This is a genomic window from Candidatus Paceibacterota bacterium, from assembly GCA_035452965.1.
In the GTDB taxonomy this organism is placed as follows: domain Bacteria; phylum Verrucomicrobiota; class Verrucomicrobiia; order Limisphaerales; family UBA8199; genus UBA8199.
The window spans coordinates 79346-104315 of the sequence record DAOTCE010000018.1; the positions used below are offsets into that span (position 1 = coordinate 79346).

At 62.8% G+C, this 24970-nt stretch carries 15 protein-coding genes; 5 read left to right on the top strand and 10 right to left on the bottom strand.

Going from position 1 to position 24970, the window contains the following annotated elements:
* Positions 1-25 precede the first annotated feature (25 nt).
* Positions 26-898 (bottom strand): LysR family transcriptional regulator, encoded by an 873-nt coding sequence (locus P5205_14240; protein ID HSA11522.1) that lies wholly within the window; start codon positions 896-898, stop codon positions 26-28.
* A 404-nt stretch (positions 899-1302) separates the two neighbouring features.
* On the opposite strand from P5205_14240, the gene P5205_14245 reads away from it, so the two are divergent.
* Entirely contained in the window at positions 1303-3537 is a 2235-nt protein-coding gene (locus P5205_14245) for a choice-of-anchor Q domain-containing protein (protein HSA11523.1), read from the top strand.
* Positions 3538-3722: 185 nt separating this feature from the next.
* On the opposite strand, the gene P5205_14250 is transcribed toward P5205_14245, so the two are convergent.
* A complete protein-coding gene (locus P5205_14250) occupies positions 3723-5003 on the bottom strand; it encodes a Gfo/Idh/MocA family oxidoreductase (GenBank protein ID HSA11524.1) in 1281 nt (426 codons plus the stop codon).
* A gap of 176 nt (positions 5004-5179) precedes the next feature.
* On the opposite strand from P5205_14250, the gene P5205_14255 reads away from it, so the two are divergent.
* Positions 5180-5416 (top strand): zinc ribbon domain-containing protein, encoded by a 237-nt coding sequence (locus P5205_14255; protein HSA11525.1) that lies wholly within the window; start codon positions 5180-5182, stop codon positions 5414-5416.
* Between the two features lie 44 nt (positions 5417-5460).
* Here P5205_14255 and P5205_14260 read toward each other — a convergent pair whose 3' ends face one another.
* The 8 genes from P5205_14260 to P5205_14295 all read right to left on the bottom strand — a co-directional run bounded on the left by P5205_14260 (position 5461) and on the right by P5205_14295 (position 20803).
* Positions 5461-6918: an alpha-L-fucosidase gene (locus P5205_14260; GenBank protein HSA11526.1), complete on the bottom strand. Its 1458-nt coding sequence runs from the start codon at positions 6916-6918 to the stop codon at positions 5461-5463.
* 208 nt (positions 6919-7126) lie between these two features.
* On the bottom strand, positions 7127-8497 hold the full coding sequence (locus P5205_14265) for a glycoside hydrolase family 18 protein (protein HSA11527.1): 1371 nt from the start codon (positions 8495-8497) through the stop codon (positions 7127-7129).
* Positions 8498-8870: 373 nt separating this feature from the next.
* Complete coding sequence (locus tag P5205_14270; GenBank protein ID HSA11528.1) at positions 8871-11315, bottom strand: redoxin family protein; 2445 nt, start codon at positions 11313-11315, stop codon at positions 8871-8873.
* A 48-nt stretch (positions 11316-11363) separates the two neighbouring features.
* Entirely contained in the window at positions 11364-12884 is a 1521-nt protein-coding gene (locus P5205_14275) for a S41 family peptidase (GenBank protein ID HSA11529.1), read from the bottom strand.
* Between the two features lie 50 nt (positions 12885-12934).
* Positions 12935-13888: a sigma-70 family RNA polymerase sigma factor gene (locus tag P5205_14280; protein ID HSA11530.1), complete on the bottom strand. Its 954-nt coding sequence runs from the start codon at positions 13886-13888 to the stop codon at positions 12935-12937.
* Positions 13889-14726: 838 nt separating this feature from the next.
* Positions 14727-17312, bottom strand: coding sequence for a pitrilysin family protein (locus P5205_14285; protein HSA11531.1), 2586 nt, complete (start codon positions 17310-17312; stop codon positions 14727-14729).
* 12 nt (positions 17313-17324) lie between these two features.
* Positions 17325-17744, bottom strand: coding sequence for a hypothetical protein (locus P5205_14290; protein HSA11532.1), 420 nt, complete (start codon positions 17742-17744; stop codon positions 17325-17327).
* Positions 17745-17983: 239 nt separating this feature from the next.
* Positions 17984-20803 carry a class I tRNA ligase family protein gene (locus tag P5205_14295; protein ID HSA11533.1) on the bottom strand — a complete coding sequence of 940 codons (2820 nt, stop codon included), beginning with the start codon at positions 20801-20803 and terminating at the stop codon, positions 17984-17986.
* 326 nt (positions 20804-21129) lie between these two features.
* On the opposite strand from P5205_14295, the gene P5205_14300 reads away from it, so the two are divergent.
* The 3 genes from P5205_14300 to P5205_14310 all read left to right on the top strand — a co-directional run bounded on the left by P5205_14300 (position 21130) and on the right by P5205_14310 (position 24289).
* Positions 21130-21897, top strand: a complete 768-nt coding sequence (locus tag P5205_14300; protein HSA11534.1) for a non-canonical purine NTP pyrophosphatase — start codon at positions 21130-21132, stop codon at positions 21895-21897.
* Positions 21898-22017: 120 nt separating this feature from the next.
* On the top strand, positions 22018-23205 hold the full coding sequence (locus P5205_14305) for a peptidylprolyl isomerase (protein HSA11535.1): 1188 nt from the start codon (positions 22018-22020) through the stop codon (positions 23203-23205).
* A gap of 49 nt (positions 23206-23254) precedes the next feature.
* Entirely contained in the window at positions 23255-24289 is a 1035-nt protein-coding gene (locus tag P5205_14310; protein ID HSA11536.1) for an endonuclease/exonuclease/phosphatase family protein, read from the top strand.
* Positions 24290-24970: the final 681 nt, after the last annotated feature.

Consider the following 24970-nt stretch of genomic DNA (forward strand, 5'->3'; position numbering starts at 1 on the left):
GAGGTGAGGGTGATACGATGCGCCCTCAAGCAAAGCGTTTCGCGCGGAGTTGCAGTTCGTCGAGAAACGCCTGGAGCAACGCAAATGTCTTTCCGCGCCATAGCGCGCCCAGGATGATGGGCGAGAAGTCCGGGAGGGGCACGGCTCGCACTTTGGGCGAGAGCCTGGCCTGGGGCACCTGCACCGAGATGCCAATCCCGAAACCGTTAGCGACGTAAGTCTCGACAAGCTCGATAGAACTGACTTCGAGGCTGGGGAACCAATCCACATTCAACCGGGCCAGGCCTTGCTGGAAGTTCTTGGTTACCGCTTCCGCCGCCGGGAGGCAAATAAGCGGTTCCTCGATCTTGTCCAGTTGCCAAAGCTGGTCCGCCGCCGTGATCCGGCTGCCCTTCTCAACCAGCAGGACGAGGGGCAGCTCGATCAGTATCAGCGAGTGCAGGCCCTGCGCGGGCTTCTTCTCAATCGCAGTCACCGCCAGGTCGAGTTCGCCCTTTTGGAGCAAAGCCTCGAACTCCTGGGGGTATCCATCACGCAGGGAGATCTTGAGATTCGGGAAGCGCCGGCGCACGCTTTGAAACAACTCGGGCAGATGTTCGCGCAGAACAATGGTGGAAGCGCCGATCCGGATGTGACGCGTTTTGCCGCCCTGCAGCTCGCCGGCAATCTGATCGAGGTTGGCGAAGAACGGCTGAATGAATTGGTAGAGCTTGTTGCCGGCGGGCGTCAGCGCAAACGGTCGCCGCTGGAATAGCGTCACCCCAAGAAATTCCTCCAACTGCGCGACCTGGCCGCTCACAGCCGGCTGCTGAATGCCGTAAGGAATGTTGCGCACCGCTTCAGTTATGCCGCCGTGGCGGGCAACGTAGTAAAACAGCTCCAGATGATGAATGTTCATGGCTTCTTGCTCCGGATCGAGCCGGACAAACGTTCATTGTCGCACAAGTGCGTGACGCAGCGTTGGTGCCTGGTCCAAAACCGTCGGGATCCTGACTCGCGGCAACTTGCGTCAAAGCCCTGGGGCACGCAACGTCTAATTCACGCCTGGTTAGGCCTGCCCTTCCCAATCACCCACCGGCGGCTTTTAGTGTGAGTCTGCAGGCTGGAAAGGCGACAAGTATAAGGTTGCGTTCTACCGGAAACATGATAGTTTAACCCGCGAGTTCGCGTAGCTGCCTGGAGCAGCCTGACGGATGGGTTTGTGCTCAACAGTATGTGTTTAACCATCAGGATTTTCGGTAAGCCAGCCTGGCCTGGTCATGCGACGTGAACCCTAGACAGCTCAATAAAACCGCCAATTCTATGAAGAACCTCCTTCCGCTCAGCTTATGGTTCGGCGCGGTGGCACTTTGTGCTGGAACCATGGCCGCCCACGGTGGCTACGTGACGCCGAGAATTCCACCCACCCCGCTCAACGCTGCAGCCAAATCCGGCACTGAACTGCGTAATACCCCCAATGGCCTAACCACAATCTGGTCCGTTACCAGCGTGAACGACGCCGGGCCTGGTTCGCTGCGCGAGGCCATCAGCAGTGCCGCCTCGGGCGACAGCATTAACTTCACGCTGCCGCTGCCGGCCGTCATTGTTCTGTCCAACACTCTGGTCATTGACAAGGACCTCGGCATCCTCGGTCCCGGTGCGGACGAGCTAACGGTCATGCGCAGCGACTCCCCGGGCACCCCGGAGTTCCGGGTGTTCGATGTTCAGGCGGGCGTTGTCGCTATCTCGGGGATTACCATTCGCAACGGCGTCGCTTATAGCGGCACGCACATCCACGATAATCTCGGCGGCGGCATCCTTAATCAAGGAACGCTGACGGTCACAGACTGTGTAATCACGGGAAATGTCGCGCCAACTACAGACTGGGGCACGAATGTCACCCCGAGCGTCTCGATCGGTTTCGGCGCCGGCATCTTCAGCTATCCCGGCAGCGAGCTCACGATTGCCAACACTACCATCAGCGGTAACCACGCCAGCGCCGCCGGCGGTGCGGTTTGCACCTGGTACGCCAACCTTTGCGTCGCCACCGGTTCCACTTTCAGCGGAAATTCAGCCGAGATGCAGGGCGGTGGGTTAAATCTCCAGGGGTTGAGTGGCAACCTGGAGAACTGCACGTTGAGCGGCAACTCCACTCCGCCGGACGGTCCGGGGAGCGCCTATTTGTTGGTGATATGGCCCGGTGAGACCGCCACGCTCAAGCTGACGGCTTGCACCATCTCTGGAAATACCGGCTCAACCAATGGCGCCTGCACCATCGCTTCGGTTTACGGCAACCCTGGTATCACCAATAAGCTCTTGTCCACCTTGGTCGCGGACAATGAGGGGCCCAACTTCTTCCTGGATGGCAACCCGGTACTGGTATCCCTGGGCCACAACCTGGACAGCGACGGCACCAGCGGCCTGGTGAACGGTGACAATGGCGACCTGGTGGGCACGGCGGCTGATCCCCTTGATGCCATGCTTGGGCCCTTGCAGGACAACGGTGGTCACACTTTTACCATACCGCTTCTGCCAGGCAGCCCGGCGCTTGACTCCGGCTCCTGCCAAGATGCCGGCGGAGCGCCGTTGGTCGTGGATCAACGGGGCTTCACGCGCCCGCAGGGGGGTGGCTGTGACATCGGCGCCTACGAAAGCCAGCCGCTGAACTTGATTTGTCCGCCGGGTGTGGTCGTTGAATTTATGAGCAGGACGGGGGCAGTGGCTTCCTACAGCGTCACCGTGACAAGCGTTTGCCCGCAAGTGACCACTGTGTCTTCACCGGCGTCAGGCAGCCTGTTCCCAATCGGGGTGACGCCGGTCCAGGTTCAGGCGACGGACAGTTGCAGCAACAGTGCCCAGTGCAGTTTTACGGTCACCGTGCTGGGCGCGTTCGGCGTCAAGTCCAACGTCCTGGCCGAACTCACTGCCTTGCGTGCCAGCCTTGATCTCAATCCGCTGCTCGCTTGGAAGTTCGACCTGGCTATCGATCACCTGGCGAAATCACTCAATCCCGCATATTGGATTGACCAGACTCATCTTCAGCCCCGAAAAGGCAATATCGCCATGCATGAAGAGATGCTGGCGGTTATTCTGCTGGAGTGGATCATGGCCTTGCCACACTGCCCGGTGGATCCGGGGGTGCTGCAGGACTTCATCAACCGCATCGTTAAGTGCGACCGGTTACTGGCCGTCATCTGCATCGAAGACGCTGCCAATGCGGGGCTCCATCCCAAGAAGATTGCGGAGGACCTCGCCATGGTCGCCCGAGGTGATCGCGCGGCCGCGCGCGGACACTTTGCCGTTGCCATCGAACACTATCGGAATGCGTGGCGCCATGCGCTCATGTTGCGGCTCCGATGCTTCCCCAATCCCAACGGCACGACCCGGGTGGAATTCCAGGGCAATAACTGCAAGTCCTACCTCATCGAACGGTCCACGGACATGGCCAACTGGGTGGTCGCGGGGTCATGCGTGGCGGACGCCGAAGGCAACGTGGTATTCACTGATCCCAGCCCGCCGCAGCAGCAGTTGCGGTTCTACCGGGCGGCCGAACAATAAGCACTGCCACCATCTCTTCGGCAATCAGGAATGCAGGGCCGGGCCTGTGATGGCCGGCCCTCGGTTGTCCATGAACCCGTCCACCCGGGACGTATCACCATTGGCCGGCGAGGAAGACAGAGCGACCCCCTGCGCTGCGTCTATGCCTGTGCGCCGACTGGTCCCGGGCGGCGGGACTTCTGGCTTCACGCGGCACTCAAAGACCAAGGCTTGCGCATTGGCCGCGAGAGCATCTTATCCGCCTCGGCATCATGTTCGAAGCGTTCAGCTTTCGGATCCCACTTCAGCTTGCGGCCCAAGCGGAGCGAGATGTTGGCGAGGTGGCACACCGTTGAGACGCGGTGACCTATATCCACTGGAAAGTAGGGGTCCTTACGGCTCTTCACGCACTTGAGAAACTCGTCCATCTCGCCTTCGGGGTTGGTGTAGAGGTGAATTTCGTTGGGGCCGATGACTGATTTCAGAATATCAGGTGAACTGGCTTCCAGTTCGCCGCGCCAGCCGCGGTTGCCTACCCAGCCGTCGCTGCCAATGAACTTGATGCCCGGCGTGCCCGGGACACAGGTCATGATTACCCCGTTGGCATACCGGTAGGTCACATCGTAGTCCTTTACTGTGTCAAAGAGCCCTTCCGTCCAGTGAGTCCCCTTGCTCTCGACCTCAACCGGCCCGCTGCGTTCGGTGTCATTGGCCCACTGCGCTGTGTCAAATAAATGCGCGCCCCAATCGGGTATGATCCCACCCGAGTAATCCCAGATCCAGCGGAAGTTATAGTGCACACGGTCCTTGGTGTAGGGTGCGTAAGGTGCGGGGCCAAGCCACATCTCGTAGTCAAGGTCGGACGGCACGGGCTGGGGTGTCGGATCGCCCGGGAAGGTGGGGTGTTTGGGGAGAATGACCTCGATCTTCCGGAGCCTGCCAATGCGGCCATTGCGCACCAATTCGGCCATGCGGTGATACATCGGCAGCGAGCGGTCTTCGGTGCTGGTCTGGAAGACGCGGCGATGCTTCCGGATGGTCTGGATGAGGATTTTGCCTTCGTCAATCGAGAGGGTGGGCTTTTCGCACTGCACGTCTTTGCCCGCGCGGGCCGCCATGACGCTGATCAGCGTGTGCCAATGGTCCGGTGTTGAGATCACCACGGCGTCCACATCCGGCCGCGCCAGCACCTCGCGGAAGTCCTTGGACATGGCGCAGTCCTGGTTGTCGTACACTGAATCAACAATGGCCTTGGCCTTGCGCATGCGCCAGCCGTCCACGTCGCACACCATGAGCACACGAGCGGCGGGGAGTTTGAGGTACTTGTCGAGGTTCCAGCCCAGGCCATGGCCGCCGATGCCGATGAACCCGACGTTGATCTTGCGGCTGGGCGCGTCGGCTCCCAGCACGGAGGCAGGGATTAAATAAGGCAGCGCCACGCCCGCTGTGGCGGTCCGCAGAAAGTTGCGTCTCGAAATTCGGTTCATGCTTGGGGATGAGGTTCTGGTCTTCGAAGATGGATATTAGCAACTACGCGCTTTCCTGGGCGACAGAAATCCGCGCTGCCAGCTGGCAAGCCGGCACAGACAACGGCGTTCGACCATGCAGCACGCCCTTGACTTTGGCCTGCTCAGTTCGGAAAGTGCGTCAGAGCCTGACAGCTATGCCATTATACGAATACGAGCTTTGCGACGGGAGCTGCGCGGCGTGCGGCGGGAAGTTCACTTTGCGCCGGCCGCTTTCCGCTGCGCCCCTGACCAAATGCCCGGCGTGCAAGAAGCCGGTTCGCCGTGTATGGTCGTCCTTCAATTCGCCCAAGAAGCTCTCGATTTCGGACGCGAAGAAAGCCGGATTCACCGTCCTCAAGCGCGTTAACAAAGGCGAATACGAGCGCCAGTAGGGAACACCTCCGGCCCCGGCAGTTTCCTCCGGCGTCTCATCGGCCTAGGGATCGGGCTTTACAATCTGAGGCGCGCCTTGAATATCGAGGACGACGACCGAGGCAGTGTGGTCCGGCGCGGCGGCGGGCAGATTATTGATGGTGATGGAGTTGTTTTCAGCGGTGAAGGTTAGCGGCCGGCGGCCATCGAGCATGTGGGCGCGCAAAGGAGTGTTGGCAATCCCCTGCAGCACGAGTTGACGGTTGGTCGGCCATTCATAGACGAAGAGGTAGAGGCGCGTGCGGTCCGTGACAGCCTTCCGGCGCAGGTTCTCGAAGGGCTGGGCGGAACGCGGCTGGGAACCGCCGACGTCCCTGGTGGCGGCGAATTGCTTCTGCGTGCAGCGGCCCCAGGGCGTTTGCTCGAACGGGCTGGCCTGCGTGCCATAGATCGCCTCGCTATTGGCCTTCATCCACTTGCCGATGTCTTGCAGGCGCTCGACGCACGCGGCGGGGAACACGCCTTCGGCGGTGGGGCCGACATTGAGCAAGTAATTGCCGCCTTTGCTGGCGCAGTCAATCAGGTTGCGAATGAGCGTGGTCGAGGACTTCCAGTTCTGGTCGTGTTTGTTGTAGCCCCAGTGGTTGTTCATGGTCATGCACGATTCCCAGTCCACGCCGGGGCCAAAGCCGGTGGGCGGGATCTCCTGCTCTGGCGTGCCGTAATCACCAACGCCCTCGGTCCCCTTGTCCATGCCGGCCATGCCCGAGCGGCCTTTGCCCACGCGGTTGTTGATGATGATGTCGGGTTGGAGGCTGCGCACGTAGTTGTAAAGATCCAAACCGCGCTCGCGCGTCCAGGGCTTCTCCCATTCGCCGTCAAACCACAAGATGCCGAGCGGGCCGTAGCGGGTGATCAGTTCCCTGAGCTGGGCCTTCATGTAGGCGACGTAACGGTCCATGTCGGGCGTGCCGCTGGCCTTGTCATTCCAGGCGCGGCGGGTGCCCCAGTCGGGGTGATGCCAATCCATGATGGAATGGTAAAAACAGAGCCTGATGCCGGCGGCGCGGCAGGTGAGGGCCAGCTCCTTGAGCGGGTCGCGCCGGAAGGGGGTGGACTTGATGCACCAGTCGGTCTGGTCGGAAGGGTAGATGCCAAAGCCGTCATGGTGCTTGGACGTGATCACGATGTATTTCATCCCGGCCTCCTTGGCGAGGCGGACCCACTCCCTGGCTTTGAACTTCACCGGGTTGAACTGAGCGGCGAACTGCTCGTATTGGGAGACGGGCATTTTGGTTTCTTCGAGAAACCACTCACCGTAATTCGTCTTCCCGTTCCACTCGCCTGCGGGGACGGCATAAACGCCCCAATGGATGAAGAGCCCGAACCGGGCTTCACGGAACCAGGCCATGCGGGCATCACGCTCGGCGGCGGATTCGGCGGCCAGGACAACCAACGGCGCCGCGGTAAGCGACAGAAGGGGCAGAAGGAACACGAGTTTTGTGAGCTTCGATGTATTCATAGCGGTCTACGGTTTGGGTTCGTAAATGCAGACCTACCATATCACAGAGCGAGTGGCGACTGCAAAGCTTGAACAGTCAGCACCATTGCTCGCGCGGTTCTGGCGGTGACGGAGAGAAGCGGGCTGGCTTGCCTGCGGTTGTCGGGCGTTGACTTGGCGCTGGCCCTTCCTGCACCGGGGCAACGCTGACCTGGCGGACGAGAAATCTCTACGGCGGGGTGCGAACTCGGTAGTAGCGGGGCGACGAACTGGCCGCTGCGCCAGTATCGGTAACCTGCATCGTGCCCCCTTCGCCCGAGAGGTTGTTGGTGAGGGTATTCCATTCGCCGCCAGCAAGGTTGGTTGTCCACAGGACGCGGTATTGGGCAAGCGGCATGCTCGAGAACCTCAACACAATATCCTGGCCGTTGTGCCAGACAGCCGTGATGTCCGGCGTCGCAAGGACCGTCTGTTTAATGGCCTGAAGCAAGGGCTCGCGCTGGCCGGCAGGTTGGGTAGAGCGGTAACCTTGTCCCAGTTCCCAGATCATGACGCCGCCCAGGGCACGGTTGCGGGCGTAGCTAACTTTGGCCTGGCAGGTATGCTCGTCGTCGTAGGAGATGAACTCGTCGTCAGCGGAGCCGGGATTATCAATGCTGAGGTAAGCGGCTTGCGCGTCCGAATCCCAATGGTAGATCATCGCATCGTAATATGTGGACATGATGGTCGCGTAGGAAAGCGAGCTGGTGGTCGGCGCCTCGGTCCAGCTTTGGCGCGGCAAGGCGGCGCCGCCCGTGGAGGTGCCTGAACCACCTGCCCAGCGTTTTCCGTAGAACGCGATGCCGATGCCCAGTTTGCTGGCGGCGACACCGGCCTCAAGAAAGTCATCTACCATGCCGTCGGCCGATGGGACCAGGCCGCCCGTGCTGGGGAACCGATAGCCCCCATCGTAAATGGGCGCGTTGAACCAAGTCACCCAGCCGGGCCAGGTGCCGGACAGGCTGTAGGTCATGAGGTTGATCTGGTCGAATTCACTTTGAAGTGCGGCAAACCACCGGGGCTGCTGGGCGGTGGCCACGGTGAGCAGCCGGCGTGGCTCAAACGCGTTCAACGCCAGACGCAGCTCCTTGACGAAATTGGTGTATTGGTTGGCCTCGGAGGTGTTGAGTGGCTCCCAGTCAATGTCAATGCCGTCATAACTGTAAGCGTCCATGAAATCCAACAGGTTCGCGATAAAGGTCGCCCGGTTGGGACTGGCCGTCGCCCCTATGAAACCGCCCGAGCCGCTCCCGGCGACGCTGATCAGCACCGGCCGGCCGGCCGCGTGGGCTTTAGTAACCACGTCAATCGAGCGGGCGGGGGTCATGCTGTTGATGCTTGTGTCAATGCTGCCGTCGGAGTTGGGAGCAATGGAGAAATGGATGACATGTGTCAGCGCACTGAAGTCAACCTGCGAGGCAGGCATGGCAGCCTGCCGGTAAGCCGGATAATAACCCGTGGTCCACACACCTGCCCAGGCCGGGGGAAGCAGAAAGCACAACGAGGCGGCGAGCGTAAACCCGACCGCAGCGTGGCGGAGGAAGGCTGCGCCGAACTGCATGCCCACTCTTTTACCAGAACTGGGGGCTGGTGTCGAGGTAACTTTGCTGCGGGGCTAGTTGGGCGAAGGTTGAGACGACGAGGACAATTCAGGTTCGGGCTGGACGAGCGGGATGACCAGCGCATTGGGCTGGAGGTGCTTCTGTGCGACAGCCTTGGACTGTGACGGGGTAGCACGTTCGTAGCGGGCGTCTTTGCTGTCGGTGTAGTTGATAATTACGTCGCACCGAGGAAACTGGGAAGCACTCCCTGATCGTCCAGCACACCTGCCGTTACGCGGCGGAATGCAGAATGGCGAAGCGGGACGCATCGCCCCCGAGATGGGGCGGACCAGTTCATCCGGCATGCCTCCGGGTTGACCCGCCGGTTTTGGCCTACTTGCGCCCGACGACCGGGCGGCGGACGGCCATCGGGCGGGCGGCCTGGGTGGCGGGCTTGAGTTCCTTTGCCGCCAGGCCAAGGGCTTGGTCAATCACGCGCTCGGTGTCGCCAGGGCCTTCGGGGCTTTCCTGGTTGAGCAGGATGCGGCCGTCGGGGCCAATCATGAGGTCGTCGGGGGCGCCGGTGACGCCGTAGGAGGCGGCCAGTTTGGAGCCTTGGCCGATGCGCGCCTGGGGGGTAGTAAGTTTGTGCGTGGCGACGACGTTGCGCAGTTTGGGCTCGGAATCATCCATGGCGAGGTCGAGGAGGACGACGCGGTCGCCGTATTTCCGCTTGATGTGGTCGTGGAAGGTCTTCATGGCGGGCAACCCTTTGACGCAGGGGGTGCACCAGGTGGCCCAGAAGTGGAGGAGGACGACTTTGCCGCGCTGTTTGGAGAGTGTGAAGTTAGCGCCGTCGAGGGTGGTGACGGTGAAATCAGGGGCGAGGGTGCCGGGCTTGGGATGAGCGGAGGCGGTGGCGGTGCTGCCGACGGCCCGGTCCTGGTCCAGCGCGAAGGCATAAATGTTGGGCAGGTTCGAGCGGAGGCGCTGCCTGGCGGCCGAACTGAAGTTGCCGGCAGAACGGATGGTCAGATGCCGCAGCCCCTTAAGGCCCTCCAAGTGCCGCAAGCCGTCATCGGTGAAGCTGCCGTTGATAGTCACGAGATCCAGCCGCGGCATGTTGGCGAGGACGGCCAAACTGCGGTCAGTCAGACCGGAGCCGCCGAAGACGAGACGGTCGAGGGCGGTGAGGCCGGCGAGGTGGGCCATGCCGGCGTCGGTGATGCCCTGGCCTGCGCCCATCTGCAGCCATTTTAGCCGCTTGAGGCCGGCCAGGCAGGCGAGGTCCGCATCACGGAAGGTCGAGCCCTTTTCCGTGAAGATCATCAGGTATTCGAGCTGACTCAGCCCCCCGATCTGCAGCGGGGCGCCGGCCTGGCCGAGCGAGTGAACCCGCAGGTTGGTGAGGCGGTCCAGGGAGTTCAGTTTGTTCAGGCCCCCGATTGTTACGTCCGAGTCGCCCATCATGGTCAGGTCCTCCAGGGCTTTGAGCGCGGTGAGCTTGGCCAGGCCCTCGTCGCTAACCGGGCAGCCGAACAGATTCAGCGACCGCAGGTTCACCAGTTGCGCGAGGTGGGTCATGGCGGCATCTGTCACGCCCGGGCCTGCAAGGCCCAACTCCTCCAGTGACCTCACCCGGGCTAGCTCCTTGATGCTCTTCTCGGTGTAAGGGCTGAGGTAGCTCTTTGGATCGTTCCATTGGGGCATTGGCAGTTCCAGACGCTTGAGCCTGGGCAGTTGGGACAGGTTGATCACTCCCTCATCGGTTAAGCCATCGGCGCACAGGCTGACCTGTTCCAGCGAGGGTATCGCCTTCAAGTGGACGGTTGCCGCATCCGTGATCGGCGGGTTCTTGCGGTCGAAGTCGCGCTTTCGCAGGTTCACGGCCCGCAACGAGGGCAAGGACTTGAGGTATTCCACGCCGCGGTCGGTGACCTTCGTGTTGCACAGGTCGAGCACCTCCAGGCCGGCATGACCGGTCAGGTGCGCGAGGCCGGCATCGGTGATGCTCTCGGTCGGCACGAAGGTCTTGAGCGATGCGATCTTCCTGACCTGGAGCAGCGCGCCGTCGTTCAGGAAGTCCCCCCACAGGCTCAGATAGTGGAGCCTCGGCTGTTTCGCCAGCACGGCCAGTCCGCTGTTGCTGATCCTGCCGCCGCCGATGCTTAGCTCCTCCAGCGCGGCTAGTCTGGGCAGCGCCAGGAGCCCGGCGTCGGTGAGTTGATTGCGCGCGAGATGGAGCCTCTTGAGCTGTGGCAGCGCTTCCACCAGCGCAGCCAGCCCGGCATCGGTTAGCTGATCCGGTGCCTCCAACAGTTCGAGCGACTTCAGGGCGGCGAGTTGTTTCAACGCGCGAGGGCTGAAGAAGGGCATCTTCCCGTCCGCCGTGTGGCTCCTGGGAAACCTCAGGACTCTCAGCCCGGTGAGCGATGTCACGTGCGGCAGGCAGGCCTCAGCGGCGTCTTCGTCGAGGCGCAGGTCGTACAAGGCGTCCGGGTGTAGCTGCGACAGCGCAGCCACATTGCTGCCGGTGGTCTGCCCGAGCGCCAACCGCACTCGCTTGCCGGCCGGCACCGCCACTTCGCCCGAGGCTTCGCCCAGATACTCCCACTTCATGTCGGTGCCATCAATCCAGTGGTGGTAGTCCTTGATCTTGCGCTGGATGGTCTCGTCCAGCATGTAGAGCATGCCCAGCGAGCGGTCGGGCGGGAAGTGGAGGCTGCGGGCAGGTGTCGTGGTCTCGGCGGCTTCGGCCAGGCAGCAGCAGGCGACGACCGCAGCGGTGACGGCGTGGAGGGTGACTCGGTTCAGCAGCAGGCTTCGGATTCGTTTCATAGGCAACAGAGTTGTTCTACACCTATCAAGTCGAAGCCGGGGGTGAGATTATTCATGATCCCGTCCGGTTCGGAGCTTACGACGGGCGGCGTCGAGAACGGAATCGGTCTTGCCGATGAGATCCTCGGAGGTCGGTTCGAGCAGGACATCAGGCTGGATGCCGTTGCCGTCGTAGAGAGCACCCCCGGGCTGGAAGGAGACCATGGAGGAGAGGTGGACTTGGATGCTGGAATGGCGCAGCCGGAACGACTGGAAGCGTCCACTGCCCCCACCGCTCGGGGTGCCCATCAGGGTCACATTGTGCCGGCCTTTGAAAGCGCCCAGAAAGATGTCGGTGGCACTGAAGTTGGCGCTGTCCATGAGAATGATCACGGGCTGGCGGTAATGGTAACACTCCGGGCGGGTGGAAGGGCTGAGGACGAAGTAGTGCCACTCACTGAATTGGCCGCAAGGCAAAGGCCAGGCGGGAACGAATCCACGCGCGAAGGTCTGGATTGCGGCGCGTTCGGCCTGCGACCAGCCGTCCCAGTCGGCTGGATACAGCCAGCGGCCCTCGAGCACGTTGTAGGCGTGGCCCACGCGGTAGGCGGCGACATTCAGCACCTGCGGGGGAGCGTTCGGAGCCAGGAAGAAGGGGAAGAGGGTGCGCAACGGCGCCCGGCTGCCACCACCGTTGCCGCGCAGGTCAATGACCAGACCTCGGGTGTCCCGGAGAGTTCCCATGGCGGACACCAGCCCTTCGAGGAACTGCGGACTGTCCGACAGCCATGGGTAGATCTGGAGGTAGCCGATTTCGCCGGGCAGGATGCGAGCCAGGGGCAAGGCGTCGGAGCCCCCTGGGCGGCCGGTTCGGGAGGTGTGGCGCTGGTTGCTGAGCGGCAGGTTCAAGGTGTGTCGGCTGGCTCCATCAGCCGACTCCAGCTCGACTTGCACGCAGTCCGAGGGCGGGAGCAGGAGTTCCTTCCGAAGGTATTCAATATCGCGCAACCGGCCGAGGCAGGCGCGGCGGCTGAACTGCGGCGAGCCCCGGGCAACCGTTGGACGGGCGACCTGGAGCCATTCCTCCAGCAGCCGGCCATCGAGCTTGCGCAGGAAAGGGTGTTGCTCATCGAGGAAGCTTTTGCGGTCGCCGCTGAAGGCAACCAGACGGCCTTGGGATTCGGCGACCAGGAACGGCAAGAACCTGCCGCGCATTGTCTCCAGGGCGGGATCGCTGACCAGAGTGTGTCCGTCACCGAAGAGGGCGAGCAGCTTGTGCAACTGGAGCGCGAACGTGCCACGCGCGATCCGATCTGGCAGGGCGGCGCGGATGCTGTCCAAAGCGGCCCGGTAGTCCACCGATCTGAGCGTCAGGTAGGCGTAACGATGTTCCAGCAGCCACTCCAGTTCATCGAGGTCTTCTTCGGCTTCCCGGCGGGTGAGCCACGCATTGCCGGGAAATGAGAACTCGATGCGCCGTGTGAGCGGCACGAAGGCGTCCGCCACGCCGTCGCGGTGCTGGCGGTCAACTCGCTCGGGGGGCGAACAGCCGGTGGAGACCAGCCAGCAGAGCAGACCCGCCCGCGCCAAGGCTGAAGCCGGACTATTCGATCGGAGAGTGGAGCTCTGCCTGGTCAATCCTAGGGCCTCACCCCCTGCCGATTGGCGGAGGCCGGGCTGCGGTTCGTGTTGACGATGGGGGCAACCCCCTTGCGTTGGGCAACGACCGCCATCCGCTTGCCCGCAGACGCTTTGGGCACGGCCGCAATGCCAGTGCTCGGAGTCGCGGGCGTGGCCGAGTTGGAGGCCGACGGCGAAGGCGGATTAACGGTCCGATACACCACATATCCGCTCGCGCCGGTCAGGGCGATCAAGGCGGCGGCGGCTACCTTGATCTTGAGGGCGCCGAGGGCGGTCTTGCCGGCAGCGCCAGCCACCCCGGCGCTGAGGGCGCTCATTTTGCCCAGCTCCGCCATCACGGAGGTGGGCAGCGCTGAGCCCGCGGAGCTGTCCAGGAGCCCACCCAGCACAGTGGCAGCGACCAGCACACCCTTGAGACGCAGCCGCTCACGCAGCGCGGCCAGCGCATGCTCGACGCGGCGGGAAATCGTGGGCTGCGACACGCCATCAGCCGCCGCAATCTCGACCATCCTCTCGCCTTTCAGAAAGTGCCGGATGATGAGGTCGCGCGAGGGCGCCTCCAGCTCGCCCAGGGCCTCGTCCACCAGGGGGGAGATGTCCGCCCAGGAATCGGTCTCGACGGCAGCCTGGGCGGCGTAAGCTTCCTCGCGGCGGCGGCGGGAGCTGTCGCGGCGGACCAGGTCAATCGCGCGGCGGGTCGCCACCTGGTGGAGCCAGCCGCTCAGGGAACCTGTGATCCGGCCGGCGTTCTGGAGCAGTTGGAAGAAGGTCTCCTGGGCGACATCGGCGGCGTGGTGGGCGTCGCCGGTGATGCGGAGGCCGGTGCCGTAAACCATGCCCCCGTAAAGACGGACGATGGCAGCGAAAGCGTCGGCTTCCGGGCCCCCCGTATAGGGCTGGAGCGGGACGGCTCGGCTGCTGGTCAGGTGCGCGCCCATAAACCGTGTCGGCATGGTAATACACCGTTAGGTCGGAGGCGAGGGGAGAATTATTCACGGAGTAATCCCTCAGTTTCGGTCGGGGTGATGAGTTCGTGGCACCGTTCAGGGGACTGCCCTGCCTTCGCTAAGTAGCGCAATTCATCAATATAATCCCCTGTTCCTGGACCGACCAGCGGCCCCGGTGCGACAACGCTGTGACACCCGTTATGGCCCGGTGTGGTTCCCATGGGGGCCGACCCCCATGGGAACCACACCGTAGTCCCGCCGGATTGGCACCGTCCCAACGCCGTAGTTGGCATGGGCTTGGGGTGTCTCAGACCTGGGGGAAGGGCGGAGCCAGTAGTTGGGGCGGCAGTCGGTAGGCGTGGCCGGATACGCCCGGTGTGCGGCGAATTTGTTGAGCTGACCTGCCCGGGGAGACCATTCTGACCTATACTGGCCGGTTGGATTCTGCGCTATGGGCAGGCAATCAAGGGATGCTTCGGCATACTGTTCGCAGCACCTCCGGTCGGCCGCGGCACACTCCAGCAGCAGCCGTTGCTCGGCAGCCGCCTGGCAATCTGGCCAGACGCCCCCCAGCCTCGCGGTACCGTGCTCAACTATGCGGCGCACCGCCAGGTCTCGATGCCGGAGCTTGTCCAGCATCCGTCCCACAGTGCTTTCGGCTCCGCCACGAGCAATCCCAGCCATAAAGTGCCTTTTCGAGCTGTGTTGTGGAATATTGTGCGCACGACGGTCCCGCAACGCGAGATTAAGTGGAGGCGGCCCGACCTTCCGGTTTGTCCTCCGCGTGCGGGGAGCGGGTGCGGGCGCCACTGGCCTTGGCCCGGGCGGTGTGCTCCGGCTGCGATTACGACGACGAGGTCGAGCCGGACTGAGAATCAGGCTGGACGAGGGAGATGACCAGCGCGTTGGGCAGGAGGTATTTCTGCGCGATGACTTTGAGCTGGTCGAGGGTAACCGCTTCGTAAAGGGCGTCTTCGGTATCGGTGTAGGCGTAGCCGAGGCCGTAAAGTTCGTCCAGGGCGGTGGTTGTCGCGAAGCTGCCGAGGTCCTGGCGGGCGATCTTTCGCTGGCCGATGATCTTGGCCTTGGCGCGCTTGAGTTCTTCGGCGGTGAGCCCTTCGGCGCGCAGGAGGTCGGCTTCTTTGAGGAGTTCAGCTTCCACCAGGGCGGCCTTTTCGGGCGCGGTGCCGGCGTAAAAGGCAAAGTAGCCGGGGGCGAGGCCGACGACATTTTGCGCGCCAACGTAATAGGCCAGGCCAAGCTTCTCACGGATGCGCAGGAAAAGGCGCGAGCCAAGGTCGCTGCAGGCTTCGTGCAGGAGGTCCAGCGCGTAACGGTCGGCGTCGCGGACGGTTGTGCCCTGGTAGCCAATGACGAGAACCGCTTGCTTCTTGTCGCGGGTTTCGCTGACGCGGCGCGGAGAGGTGAGAGGAGCGAGGGGCGAAGGGCGCGCTTGTTCCGCTGCCAGGGAACTGGCTTGCCAGGACGCGAAGGACTTTTCGACGGCGGCTTTGACTTGGGCGGTCTGGATGTCGCCGTAGATGGCGAGGACGCAGTTATTGGGGCGGGCGAATTGGGCGTGGAAGGATCTGAGGTCGGCGACCTGGATGTTCTGCACGCTGGACTCGCTGCCAAGGGCGTCCAGGCCGTAACCGGTGGGGCCGAACAAGGCGCGGCGCATGGCCAGTGAGGCGCTGTGGAGCAGGTGGTCCTTCTGGTCGCGTATGGCGGCCAACTGGACCTCGCGCTCACGCTCCAGCGCCGGGGCGGGGAAGGCGGGGTTCAGCAGCGCGTCGGCCAGGAGGTCCAGTCCGGTTGAGAAGTCGCCGCTCAGGACCTCGGCATTGACGCCGAAGCTGTTGTTGCCGCCGTAGCTGTCAATGCTGCCACCGACGGATTCGATTTCGCGGGCGATGTCCTCGGCGGAACGGCGCGCAGTGCCTTTGAGCAGCAGTTTGCCGGTGAGCTGGGTGAGACCGTTGTTGTCGGCGGTTTCGGCCAGCACCCCGCCTTTGAACACAGCGCGGAATTCGACGAACGGCAGGCGGTGGTCTTCCTTTACGAGCAGGCGCAGGCCGTTGGCGAGCTCGATCTTCTGCACGGGATGCTCGCGGAAGGTCTCGCTGGCGGCGACCGGCCTGGGCGCGGTCCCCTCGGGCAGGAGCGAGTAGAGCGTCCGGTTTTCCGGGGTGAGGTAATCGCAGGCAACGCGCTGAAGGTCATCGGGAGTGACGCGCTTGACGGCAGCCAGGTAGCGTTCGGAGAAATTCAGGTCGCTGGCCGCGAGCCAGCTGCCGCCGAGGTCTTGCGCCTGGCCTTGCATGGTCTTGCGGGCGGCGAGCGTGCCGGAGATGAATTGCTTGACCGCTTTGTTCAGCTCGTTGGCGGGGACAGAAACCGCCTTCATCTTTTCGACTTCGTCCAGCAGGGCGTTGCGTGCCGGGGCGAACTTGTCCGGGTCCACCATGGCGCTCAGGCCAAACAAGCCGGGCTGGCCGGGGCTGTAGGTCCAGGCGTCTACGGAGTGGACGAGGCCCTTCTGCTCGCGCACCGACTGGTAGAGGCGGGAGCTGCGGCCATGCCCGAGCAAGGCGGCCAGCACGTCGAGGGCCGGCACGTCCGGGTGCCGGAGTTCGGGGATGTGCCAGGCGACGTGGAAGTGGCCAAGCTCGATGGGGGCTTCCTCGATCACCTCGCGCGGGGCGGTCTGCCTGGGTTCCTCGGGCAGCACTTTGGGCGGCAGGGCGCGGGCTTTGGTCTGTGAGTAGGCCGCGCGGATTTGGGCGACTACCTCGTCCGGTTTTACATCGCCCGCCACGACGTAGAAGACGTTGTTGGGGGCGTAGTTCTCGTGGTAGTAGCCGCGGATGTCGTCGGGCTTGAGTTCGTTGAAGATGTCCGGGTAGCCAATGACGGTGAGGCGATACGGGCTGCGGGTGTAAGCGGTCTCGAACAAGCGGCGGCCGGCGCGGCGGCCGGGGTCGTCGGTGTTCATGTCCATTTCGCGCAGGATGACTTGCTGCTCCCTGGCCAGCTCATCCGGCGGCAGGGTAGCGTTCTGCATGATGTCGCACAGGACGTCGAGGGCGACCTTGGCGCCGGTGTTGGGCACGTCAATATGGAACACGGTGCGGTCGAAGGAGGTGTAGGCGTTCATGTAGCCGCCCGCCTCCTGCACTTCCTGGTCAATGCGACTGCCGGGGCGCTTGGTGGTGCCCTTGAAGAGCATGTGCTCCAGCACGTGGGAGAGTCCCGCGCCCAGCCACTTGCCCTCGTGAATGCTGCCGGCCATGCACCAGGCCTGGGCCGAGACGACCGCCGCGCTATGGTCCTCACGCACGATGATGGTCAGCCCGTTGTCGAGCGTGGTCAGCGTCACGCCCGGCGGGATGGCGGGGATAGCGTCCGAGCTGGGTGGGTTATGGGGCATCCCGCCGCGGCGCTAAGGCTTGGCCTTCGGGGAGTGAACGGTTTGCTTGCTCCCGGGCAGGAAGGGTTTGACGAATGCCTCGTCGAAGTCGTAGCCGTTCTCGAAGTCGGCACGGCTGTCGGTCTTAGTCTTCGCCAGCCAGTCCACCTCAACCATGTTGAAGACGATCTCGCCGAAATCCAGGCAGCGACGAATGCCCCATTCTTCGAGCACTGTCTTGGCCATCGGCCCGAACTGCTCGAGGGCAAACGAGCGTATGCCGGCCAGCAATTCCTGGCCCGTGACATGGCGGATACGACCGCGCGCGTCCTTGGCAATGTTCTTCTGGGTGTAATCCAGGGCTTCGCGGATAAAGAAGTACGCATCCCGCGGGTAGCGAGAGTCTTTGGCTTCAATTTTGGCTAACGCCTGTTCGAATGTGACTTCTTGCATGTTACGGTTGTGACACTTCGGTCGCTTGAACCGGCGGGTGCGCTGTTCGATACGTCTTTACAGCCCAACCGGCCAGGAGCAAGGCCAGAACAATGCATAGCACCATTTGCTCCTGTTTGGTCAAGCGATGCACGCGCGGGAATATAGTAGGGAGCGGTTAGTTTTACAATCGCATAATCCAATCCGAATCCGCGGGCGGCCCTGCCCGTGCAGCGCCTGCGGACGGCTGGCTTCAGGGCTCAGGTCGCCACGATGTTTACCAGTTTCTTCGGCAGGACGATGACTTTCCTGATCGTCTTGCCTTCCAGGAAGGGCTTCGCCTTGTCCGAAGCTCTGGCGGCAGCCTCGAGGTCGGCCTGGGAAGCACTGGCGGGCATTTTGATGACGTCACGGAGCTTGCCGTTCACCTGGACGGGGATTTCGAGCGTGTCCTCGATGAGGAGGGCGGGGTCGAACCTGGGCCACGGAGCATAGGCGAGGGTCAAGGAGTGTTGCGTGCTGCGGGTTGAGTGGAGCTTGGCCCAGAGTTCTTCGGCCAGGTGTGGCGCGAAGGGTTGGAGGAGGATCAGGAACTCGCTCAGGACGGAGACCGGCTTTGTTTCCCAGGTCATTGCTTCATTGACAAAGACCATGAGGGCGGAGATGGCAGTGTTAAAGCGGAGGCCGTCCAGGTCCTCGGTCACCTTTTTGATGCAGGCGTGGAGCGCCTTAAGCTGGGCTGCGGCGGGCTGGCTGTCGGTGATGCTGGAGGCGAGGCGGATGTTCTCCAGCAGCTCCAGCCCCCGCTGCGGCTCGGCGGTCAGGCCCTGCTCGAAGTCGGTCTCGCTCTGCTCGTCCACGAACAAGCGCCAGGCGCGGCCGAGGAAACGATAGACGCCTTCCACACCCTTGGTGCTCCAGGGCTTGACCATTTCCAGGGGCCCCATGAACATCTCATAGAGCCGGAAGGCGTCGGCGCCGTACTCGACGAGGATGTCATCGGGGTTGATGACGTTGCCGCGTGACTTGGACATTTTCTGGCCGTCCTCGCCGAGGATCAGGCCCTGGTTCACCAGCTTGTAGAAGGGCTCAGGCGTGGACACATGGCCGAGGTCGTAGAGCACCTTATGCCAGAAGCGGGCGTAGAGTAAGTGCAGCACGGCATGTTCGGTGCCTCCGACGTAGAGGTCCACGCCCTGCGGCGTGTAGGTGCCGACGTCAGTCGGCGCACTCTGCTGGGCAGAACTGGTCAGCGCGGACTCAGGTACGCGGCTACCCATCCAGTAACGCTCCGCGTCGGAGGCGCACATAGCCCTATCGTTTCGAGCGTCCAGGTAGCGGAGGTAATACCAGCAACTGCCGGCCCATTGCGGCATGGTATTGGTCTCCCGCGTTGAGCCATCGGGGAGGTTGACCCAGTCCTTCGCGCGAGCCAGGGGTGGCTGGCCGTCGGGTGTGGGTTTGTAGTCGTCGAGGGCGGGCGGCAACAAGGGCAAGGCGGATTCGGGCAGGGCTTCGTGATAGGGCTGCCCGTTTGACCCGATCTTCCAGATGATGGGAAAGGGCTCGCCCCAGTAGCGCTGGCGGCTGAAGAGCCAGTCGCGGAGCTTGTAGTTGATGGTCTGCTTGCCGAGCTGTTTCGATTCCAGCCAGGCGGTGATCTTGCGCTTGGCCTCGGGGGTCGGCAGACCGCTGATGGCGATATCGGGGCCGGCCGAGTTTACCGAGATGCCGTCCTCGACGTAGCCGCGCCAGTCTGTGCCCGGCGGCGGTTCGACGACCTGGACGATGGGCAGGTTGAACCTGGTGGCGAACTCGAAATCGCGCGTGTCGTGCCCCGGCACGGCCATGATGGCGCCGGTGCCGTAGCTGATGAGAACGTAGTCGGCGATCCAGATGGGTATCTTCTCCCCGTTTACGGGGTTAATGGCATAGGCGCCGGTGGGGACGCCGGTCTTCTCCTTGGCCAGTTCCGTGCGTTCGAGGTCGCTCTTCTTGGCAACCTCAGCCTTGTATGCCTCCACCGCCTGCCGCTGTGCCGGGGTGGTGATGGCGTCCACCAGCCGGTGTTCGGGCGCCAACACCATGTAAGTCGCGCCGAACAGCGTGTCCGGGCGGGTTGTGAACACGCGGATGACCTCCGTGGAGCCAGCGACGAGGAAGTCCACCTCCGCGCCTTCGGAACGCCCGATCCAGTTGCGCTGCATTTCCTTGAGCGAATCGCTCCAGTCAATGGTGTTCAGGTCCTCCAAAAGGCGCTCGGCGTAGGCGGTGATGCGCAGCATCCACTGGCGCATCGGCTTGCGAGTGACGGGAAAACCGCCCACTTCGCTCTTCCCGTCCACGACCTCCTCGTTGGCCAGCACGGTGCCGAGCTGTTGGCACCACCAGACGGGGGCCTCGGTGACGTAGGCCAGGCGCCTGGAGTCGCGGTAGGCGCGGCGCCTCGATTCAAGGTCCGCGGGCGGGACGCCCGCTGGACCGGCAGGCGGGACGCCTGCCCTACTTTCGAGCTCCGGAGGGCAGGGGAGGGTTGCGATGGGTTCGGCCTTGTTGGTCCGGGGATTGAACCACGAGTTGTAGAGTTGGAGGAAGATCCACTGCGTCCAGCGGAAATACTGTGGGTCAGTGGTGTCAACTTCCCGGCACCAGTCGTAGCTGAAGCCGAGGCTCTTGATCTGGCGCTTGAAGGTCGCGATGTTCTGCTCGGTGGTCCGGCGCGGATGCTGGCGGGTTTTGATGGCGTATTGCTCGGCGGGCAGGCCGAAGGCATCCCAACCGATGGGATGGAGGACGTTGTAGCCGAGCGCGCGGCGGTAACGGGCGAGGATGTCCGTCGCGGTATAGCCTTCCGGGTGGCCGACATGCAGTCCCGCCCCGGACGGGTAGGGGAACATGTCGAGTATGTAGAACTTGGGCAGTTGCTCCGGCCGGGCATTACTGTGGCGCCGGGCGAACGGATGGTTTGCGGGCACAGTTTCTCCCGGGTTCCATGCACGAAAGGCCTGCTGCTGATCCCAGCGGTTTTGCCATTTGGGTTCGATCAGGTGAAACGGGTATTGTCTGCGTCCGGACGCCATAGGGGCGGGAATATTGCGCAAAGAAGGCATGCAGACAATGGAAGAATTCACCACTCAGCAATCCCTCGGCCTGGTAGGGCCCTTTCGCCGGAAGCGCCACCGTTTGGCCGCCTCGCCGAGGCGGCCTCCCCCAAGCCCGAGGCACCCCACGCCCCCGCCAGCGACGGCTTTGGGACGGTGCCAATCCGGCTAGGCTACGGTGTGGTTCCCATGGGGGTCGGGCCCCATGGGAACCACACCGGGCTATAACGGGTGTCACAGCGTAGTCGCACCGGGGCTGCTATCCGGTCCAGGAACAGGGGGCTAAATTGATGGATTGCGGTGCCATGGACCCGGAAATTTACCCGCTTCGCACGTTCGGAGCTTTATTATTGGCCGACTCACCCCTAGTCTGGACTCACATGGTGATATTGGTGATAGCGACGCGCAACCGGCATAAGGTGCAAGAGATACGAGCGATTCTCGGGGAGCATATCCGGTACCTGACGCTGAATGACCTTTCAAATCCGCCGGAGGTGGTTGAGGACGCCGGGACCTTTGCCGGCAACGCGACCAAGAAGGCGGTGGCACTGGCGAAGTGGCTGGCGGAAACCCACGGCGCGCGAGGCGGCGCGCCAGACGGCGAATTACACGTGCTGGCGGACGATTCAGGCCTGGAAGTAGATGCCCTGGGCGGCGCGCCGGGGATTCATTCGGCGCGATTTGCGGCGCTGGACACCGGCGTAGCGGGCAACTCCTCGACCGCCGACAACAACGCCAAGCTGCTGCGCTTGCTGGCGGAGGTGCCGGCTGACAAGCGGACGGCGCGGTTTCGCTGCGTGATGGCGCTGACCCCCGCGCCGGGCGCGGAACGCGGCGGCGCTTCGCCGGTGTGCTACGCGGACGAAGCGGAGTTGCGAACGGAGCTGTTCGAAGGCACCTGCGAAGGGCGGATTGGATTTGCGCCGCGGGGGCAAGGAGGCTTTGGCTATGACCCGCTCTTTATCCCGACGGGGCACAGCCGCACCTTTGGGGAACTGGAGGAGGCGGTCAAGAACGAGTTGAGCCACCGGGCGCGGGCATTGGCATTGCTCCGGTGCAAATTAATTGATTGAGGCCGGGGGCTTCTCTGGTATTCTGCCGGAATGCCAGGCCTGCGCGCGGCGCCGTTTTCGAGTCCACGGGATTGCCGCAAAGGCATGGAACAGTTAGCAGTTATTGAACACTGGTTGCCAATGAACGTTGAATATGTTCGCCGGATGGTGGCGCGTTCGGCGACGCTGGTGGTTCTGGGTTTGTCCGCTCTGATCGCCGCCGGCCAGCCGAACGGGATTTACGCAGATTTCACCACGAGCCTGGGCAGCTTTACCTGCCAGCTGGATTACACCAACGCGCCCAGGACGGTCGCCAATTTCGTCGGGTTGGCTACGGGCGAGCGCGCCTGGCTGGATTTGCCGACGGGCCGAGCGCGCACCAATGCGTTTTACAACGGCCTGACGTTCCACCGGGTGATTGCCGGGTTCATGAATCAGGGCGGCTCTCCGAATGGCCAGGGCACGGACGGGCCGGGTTACTACTTCCCGGATGAGTTCAACACGAACCTGGTCTTTGACAGCTATGGCGTGCTGGCGATGGCCAATTCCGGTCCCAATTCCGACGGCTCGCAGTTTTTCATCACAGTCGCGCCTTACGGTTACGGGAACAACAATTACACTATCTTCGGCCGGGTGGTGTCTGGCTCCAATGTGGTTTACGCCATCAACCACGTCGCCACCGGCGCGAACGACAAGCCACTCACTGACGTGGTCATCCAGCAGGTCAACATCCGCCGGGTGGGGGCCGCCGCGCAGGCTTTCAACATCCATGCCCACAGATTGCCGTTGGTGACCAACCAGTTCCTGCGGATCACCAACCGCACGGGGCAGGTCAGCCTGGGCTTCACGAACCGGCCGTTTGCCGAGAACCGGCTTTACTCCTCGACCAACCTGAGCGCCTGGACGGCGGAGTATCTCGGGATTGAAAGCGCCACACCAGGGACCAATACCCTGTATCGCGCGAAGGACGCGCCGCGGAAGTTTTTCCGCATGGCCCAGGTCCAGTACACCTCGGTTGCCCCCGAAACCTTGTATGGACGCACTCTCACGCTCAATTTCACGGTAGGGCCGGGGTTAATCACAATCATCTTCAATTCGAGCGGGGGGGGGACATACACCTGGGCGGGGGGTGCCCCCGGAACGGTCCTTTATGTCTGGGACCAGGAACCCTACGGGGGTTCGCTATGGCCAATCCAGTACTCGGGAGTGGTTCCGATGACGCTGCTGCTGGACTTCAAAACCAGCACTGCCGGGGCGATGAGCGGCACTGCCTATTTTGGCGAAGAGACGGGATCGGTGTTCGGCACGTTTAGCCTGAGCGGCCCTTAAGTCCCTTGGAAACCGCCGTCGAATACGGCATTTACCCGGGATCATTGCTATGAAACAGATTTTCACGATCATGGTGGTTGCGCTGGGCGCCCTGGCGGTGCGCGCGGAGGAGATTACGCTGGCCACCTACAACATCGAGCACTTCAAAAACCACTTCCTGGCCCACCAACTCGAGGACCAGCCGATTGCCCGGGAGCCCGCCGGCAAGGAAATCCTGAGTGAACTGCGCAAGAAGAACGACGAGGACAACTGGGAAACGGCCCAGGTCATCCTCGAACCGAAGTTCAACCCGGACATTCTGGTGATCGAGGAGGGGTGCGGCCAGTCGGACCTGAACTACTTCAATCGCCGCTGGCTCAATGGCGCCTATGCGACCGCCATCCAGTTCCCCAGCAACACGGACCGGCAACAGAACCTGGACCTGCTGATGAAACCGGGCTTCAAGCTTCTCGAGCGCCGGGATCAATACCACCTCGAACCGGACCCGGTCGGCAATGACCGCGGCTCGAGGCTCTTCGCCCGCGGGCCGGTATTCGTCAAAGTGCAGACGCCGGGCGGGTACAGATTGTGGGTGGGCCTCACCCACATGAAGAGCAAGAACCCGGGGCCTGTCGCCACCCCGGAGCCGGGCATGGGCACGGCCGCGGAGAGGAAAGGCCGGGAAGCTCGCGAGCTGCGGCAGAAGAAGATTGCCGACACCCAATGGCGGAACCGCGAGGCGCGCCGCACGCACGAGATCATCAAGGAACTGGAAAAGGCGGGGCCCAGCGACGTGATACTGCTGGGCGACATGAATGACTCCCTGGGCATGGATGCCTTCGAACCCGAGGCCGGCGGCGACGCCCTGGCCAACCTTGTTGGCCCCGAGAAAGACGGGCTGATCCTGGCGACCCGGCCGCTGACGGGAGGAAGCCAGTATTCCTTTCACGGCTATTGGCGGACGGGATTTCGCGAGATGATTGATCACATAGTCGTCACCCGTTCCATGAAGGATAAACTGGGCGAGGTCCGCATTGTGACCAATGGTTTGGCGGGCGTCGCCTCAGACCATTTCCCGGTGATGATACGGCTGAAGACGAAGTAACGCCTGTGCCAACCGGGTTCCGGGAAGGAGGACTTTTCGATCTGCCGGCTGGTTGTCTGCGTGAACTCCTCACGCGCCCACCCCCGGACATTTCATGGGCCGCACGAAATTCCCCCAGACCGGCGCGCGGGCATCCTGCCCGCTTGGAGGTCAAGCAAGTGGGGTGAGCGGATTTCAGTCGGCGCACACTGCGTGGGCGGCGCGAACTAACGTTCGCGGCTACAGGAGTTATTGAAGGCCGCCGGACGGCCGCTGGACGGCTACTAGACGGCCACTAGACGGCCACTAGACGGCCACTAGATGGCCGGGAGACGGTTAGGGGGACGGCCAGCACCTGCCGACGGACGGTTTGGCTGGTTAGATTTGGGCGCTGCGGCAGGGTACATAATGGGCACCCGCCGTCCCTGGGTATCGGGGACACAGGACCCCAAGTGCGCTGGATACTCGGTTTGCATAATTATGCGGCATAATTCCGCGTAAAACTGTTGACCGTCCAACTCATTTGACCTAACATGAGCTTGTTACGGCTACGTATTGCCGGTTACAGTCGTACAATCGTCTCGACATTATGAGTTCCAACATGCGTGTCAACGTGACTCACTTCCAACGGCGAGCCTTTACCCTGATGAGTCTGCGCAAGCGGTTTCTGATGGTGGCTTAAAGGGACTAAAATGGGCTGAA

What these genes read in the sequence shown, in the direction of transcription:
- P5205_14240 (HSA11522.1), bottom strand. Translation starts at nt 898, where the DNA reads ATGAACATTCATCATCTGGAGCTGTTTTACTACGTTGCCCGCCACGGC.
- P5205_14245 (HSA11523.1), top strand. Translation starts at nt 1,303, where the DNA reads ATGAAGAACCTCCTTCCGCTCAGCTTATGGTTCGGCGCGGTGGCACTT.
- P5205_14250 (HSA11524.1), bottom strand. Translation starts at nt 5,003, where the DNA reads ATGAACCGAATTTCGAGACGCAACTTTCTGCGGACCGCCACAGCGGGC.
- P5205_14255 (HSA11525.1), top strand. Translation starts at nt 5,180, where the DNA reads ATGCCATTATACGAATACGAGCTTTGCGACGGGAGCTGCGCGGCGTGC.
- P5205_14260 (HSA11526.1), bottom strand. Translation starts at nt 6,918, where the DNA reads ATGAATACATCGAAGCTCACAAAACTCGTGTTCCTTCTGCCCCTTCTG.
- P5205_14265 (HSA11527.1), bottom strand. Translation starts at nt 8,497, where the DNA reads ATGCAGTTCGGCGCAGCCTTCCTCCGCCACGCTGCGGTCGGGTTTACG.
- P5205_14270 (HSA11528.1), bottom strand. Translation starts at nt 11,315, where the DNA reads ATGAAACGAATCCGAAGCCTGCTGCTGAACCGAGTCACCCTCCACGCC.
- P5205_14280 (HSA11530.1), bottom strand. Translation starts at nt 13,888, where the DNA reads ATGCCGACACGGTTTATGGGCGCGCACCTGACCAGCAGCCGAGCCGTC.
- P5205_14285 (HSA11531.1), bottom strand. Translation starts at nt 17,312, where the DNA reads ATGCCCCATAACCCACCCAGCTCGGACGCTATCCCCGCCATCCCGCCG.
- P5205_14290 (HSA11532.1), bottom strand. Translation starts at nt 17,744, where the DNA reads ATGCAAGAAGTCACATTCGAACAGGCGTTAGCCAAAATTGAAGCCAAA.
- P5205_14295 (HSA11533.1), bottom strand. Translation starts at nt 20,803, where the DNA reads ATGGCGTCCGGACGCAGACAATACCCGTTTCACCTGATCGAACCCAAA.
- P5205_14300 (HSA11534.1), top strand. Translation starts at nt 21,130, where the DNA reads ATGGACCCGGAAATTTACCCGCTTCGCACGTTCGGAGCTTTATTATTG.
- P5205_14305 (HSA11535.1), top strand. Translation starts at nt 22,018, where the DNA reads ATGAACGTTGAATATGTTCGCCGGATGGTGGCGCGTTCGGCGACGCTG.
- P5205_14310 (HSA11536.1), top strand. Translation starts at nt 23,255, where the DNA reads ATGAAACAGATTTTCACGATCATGGTGGTTGCGCTGGGCGCCCTGGCG.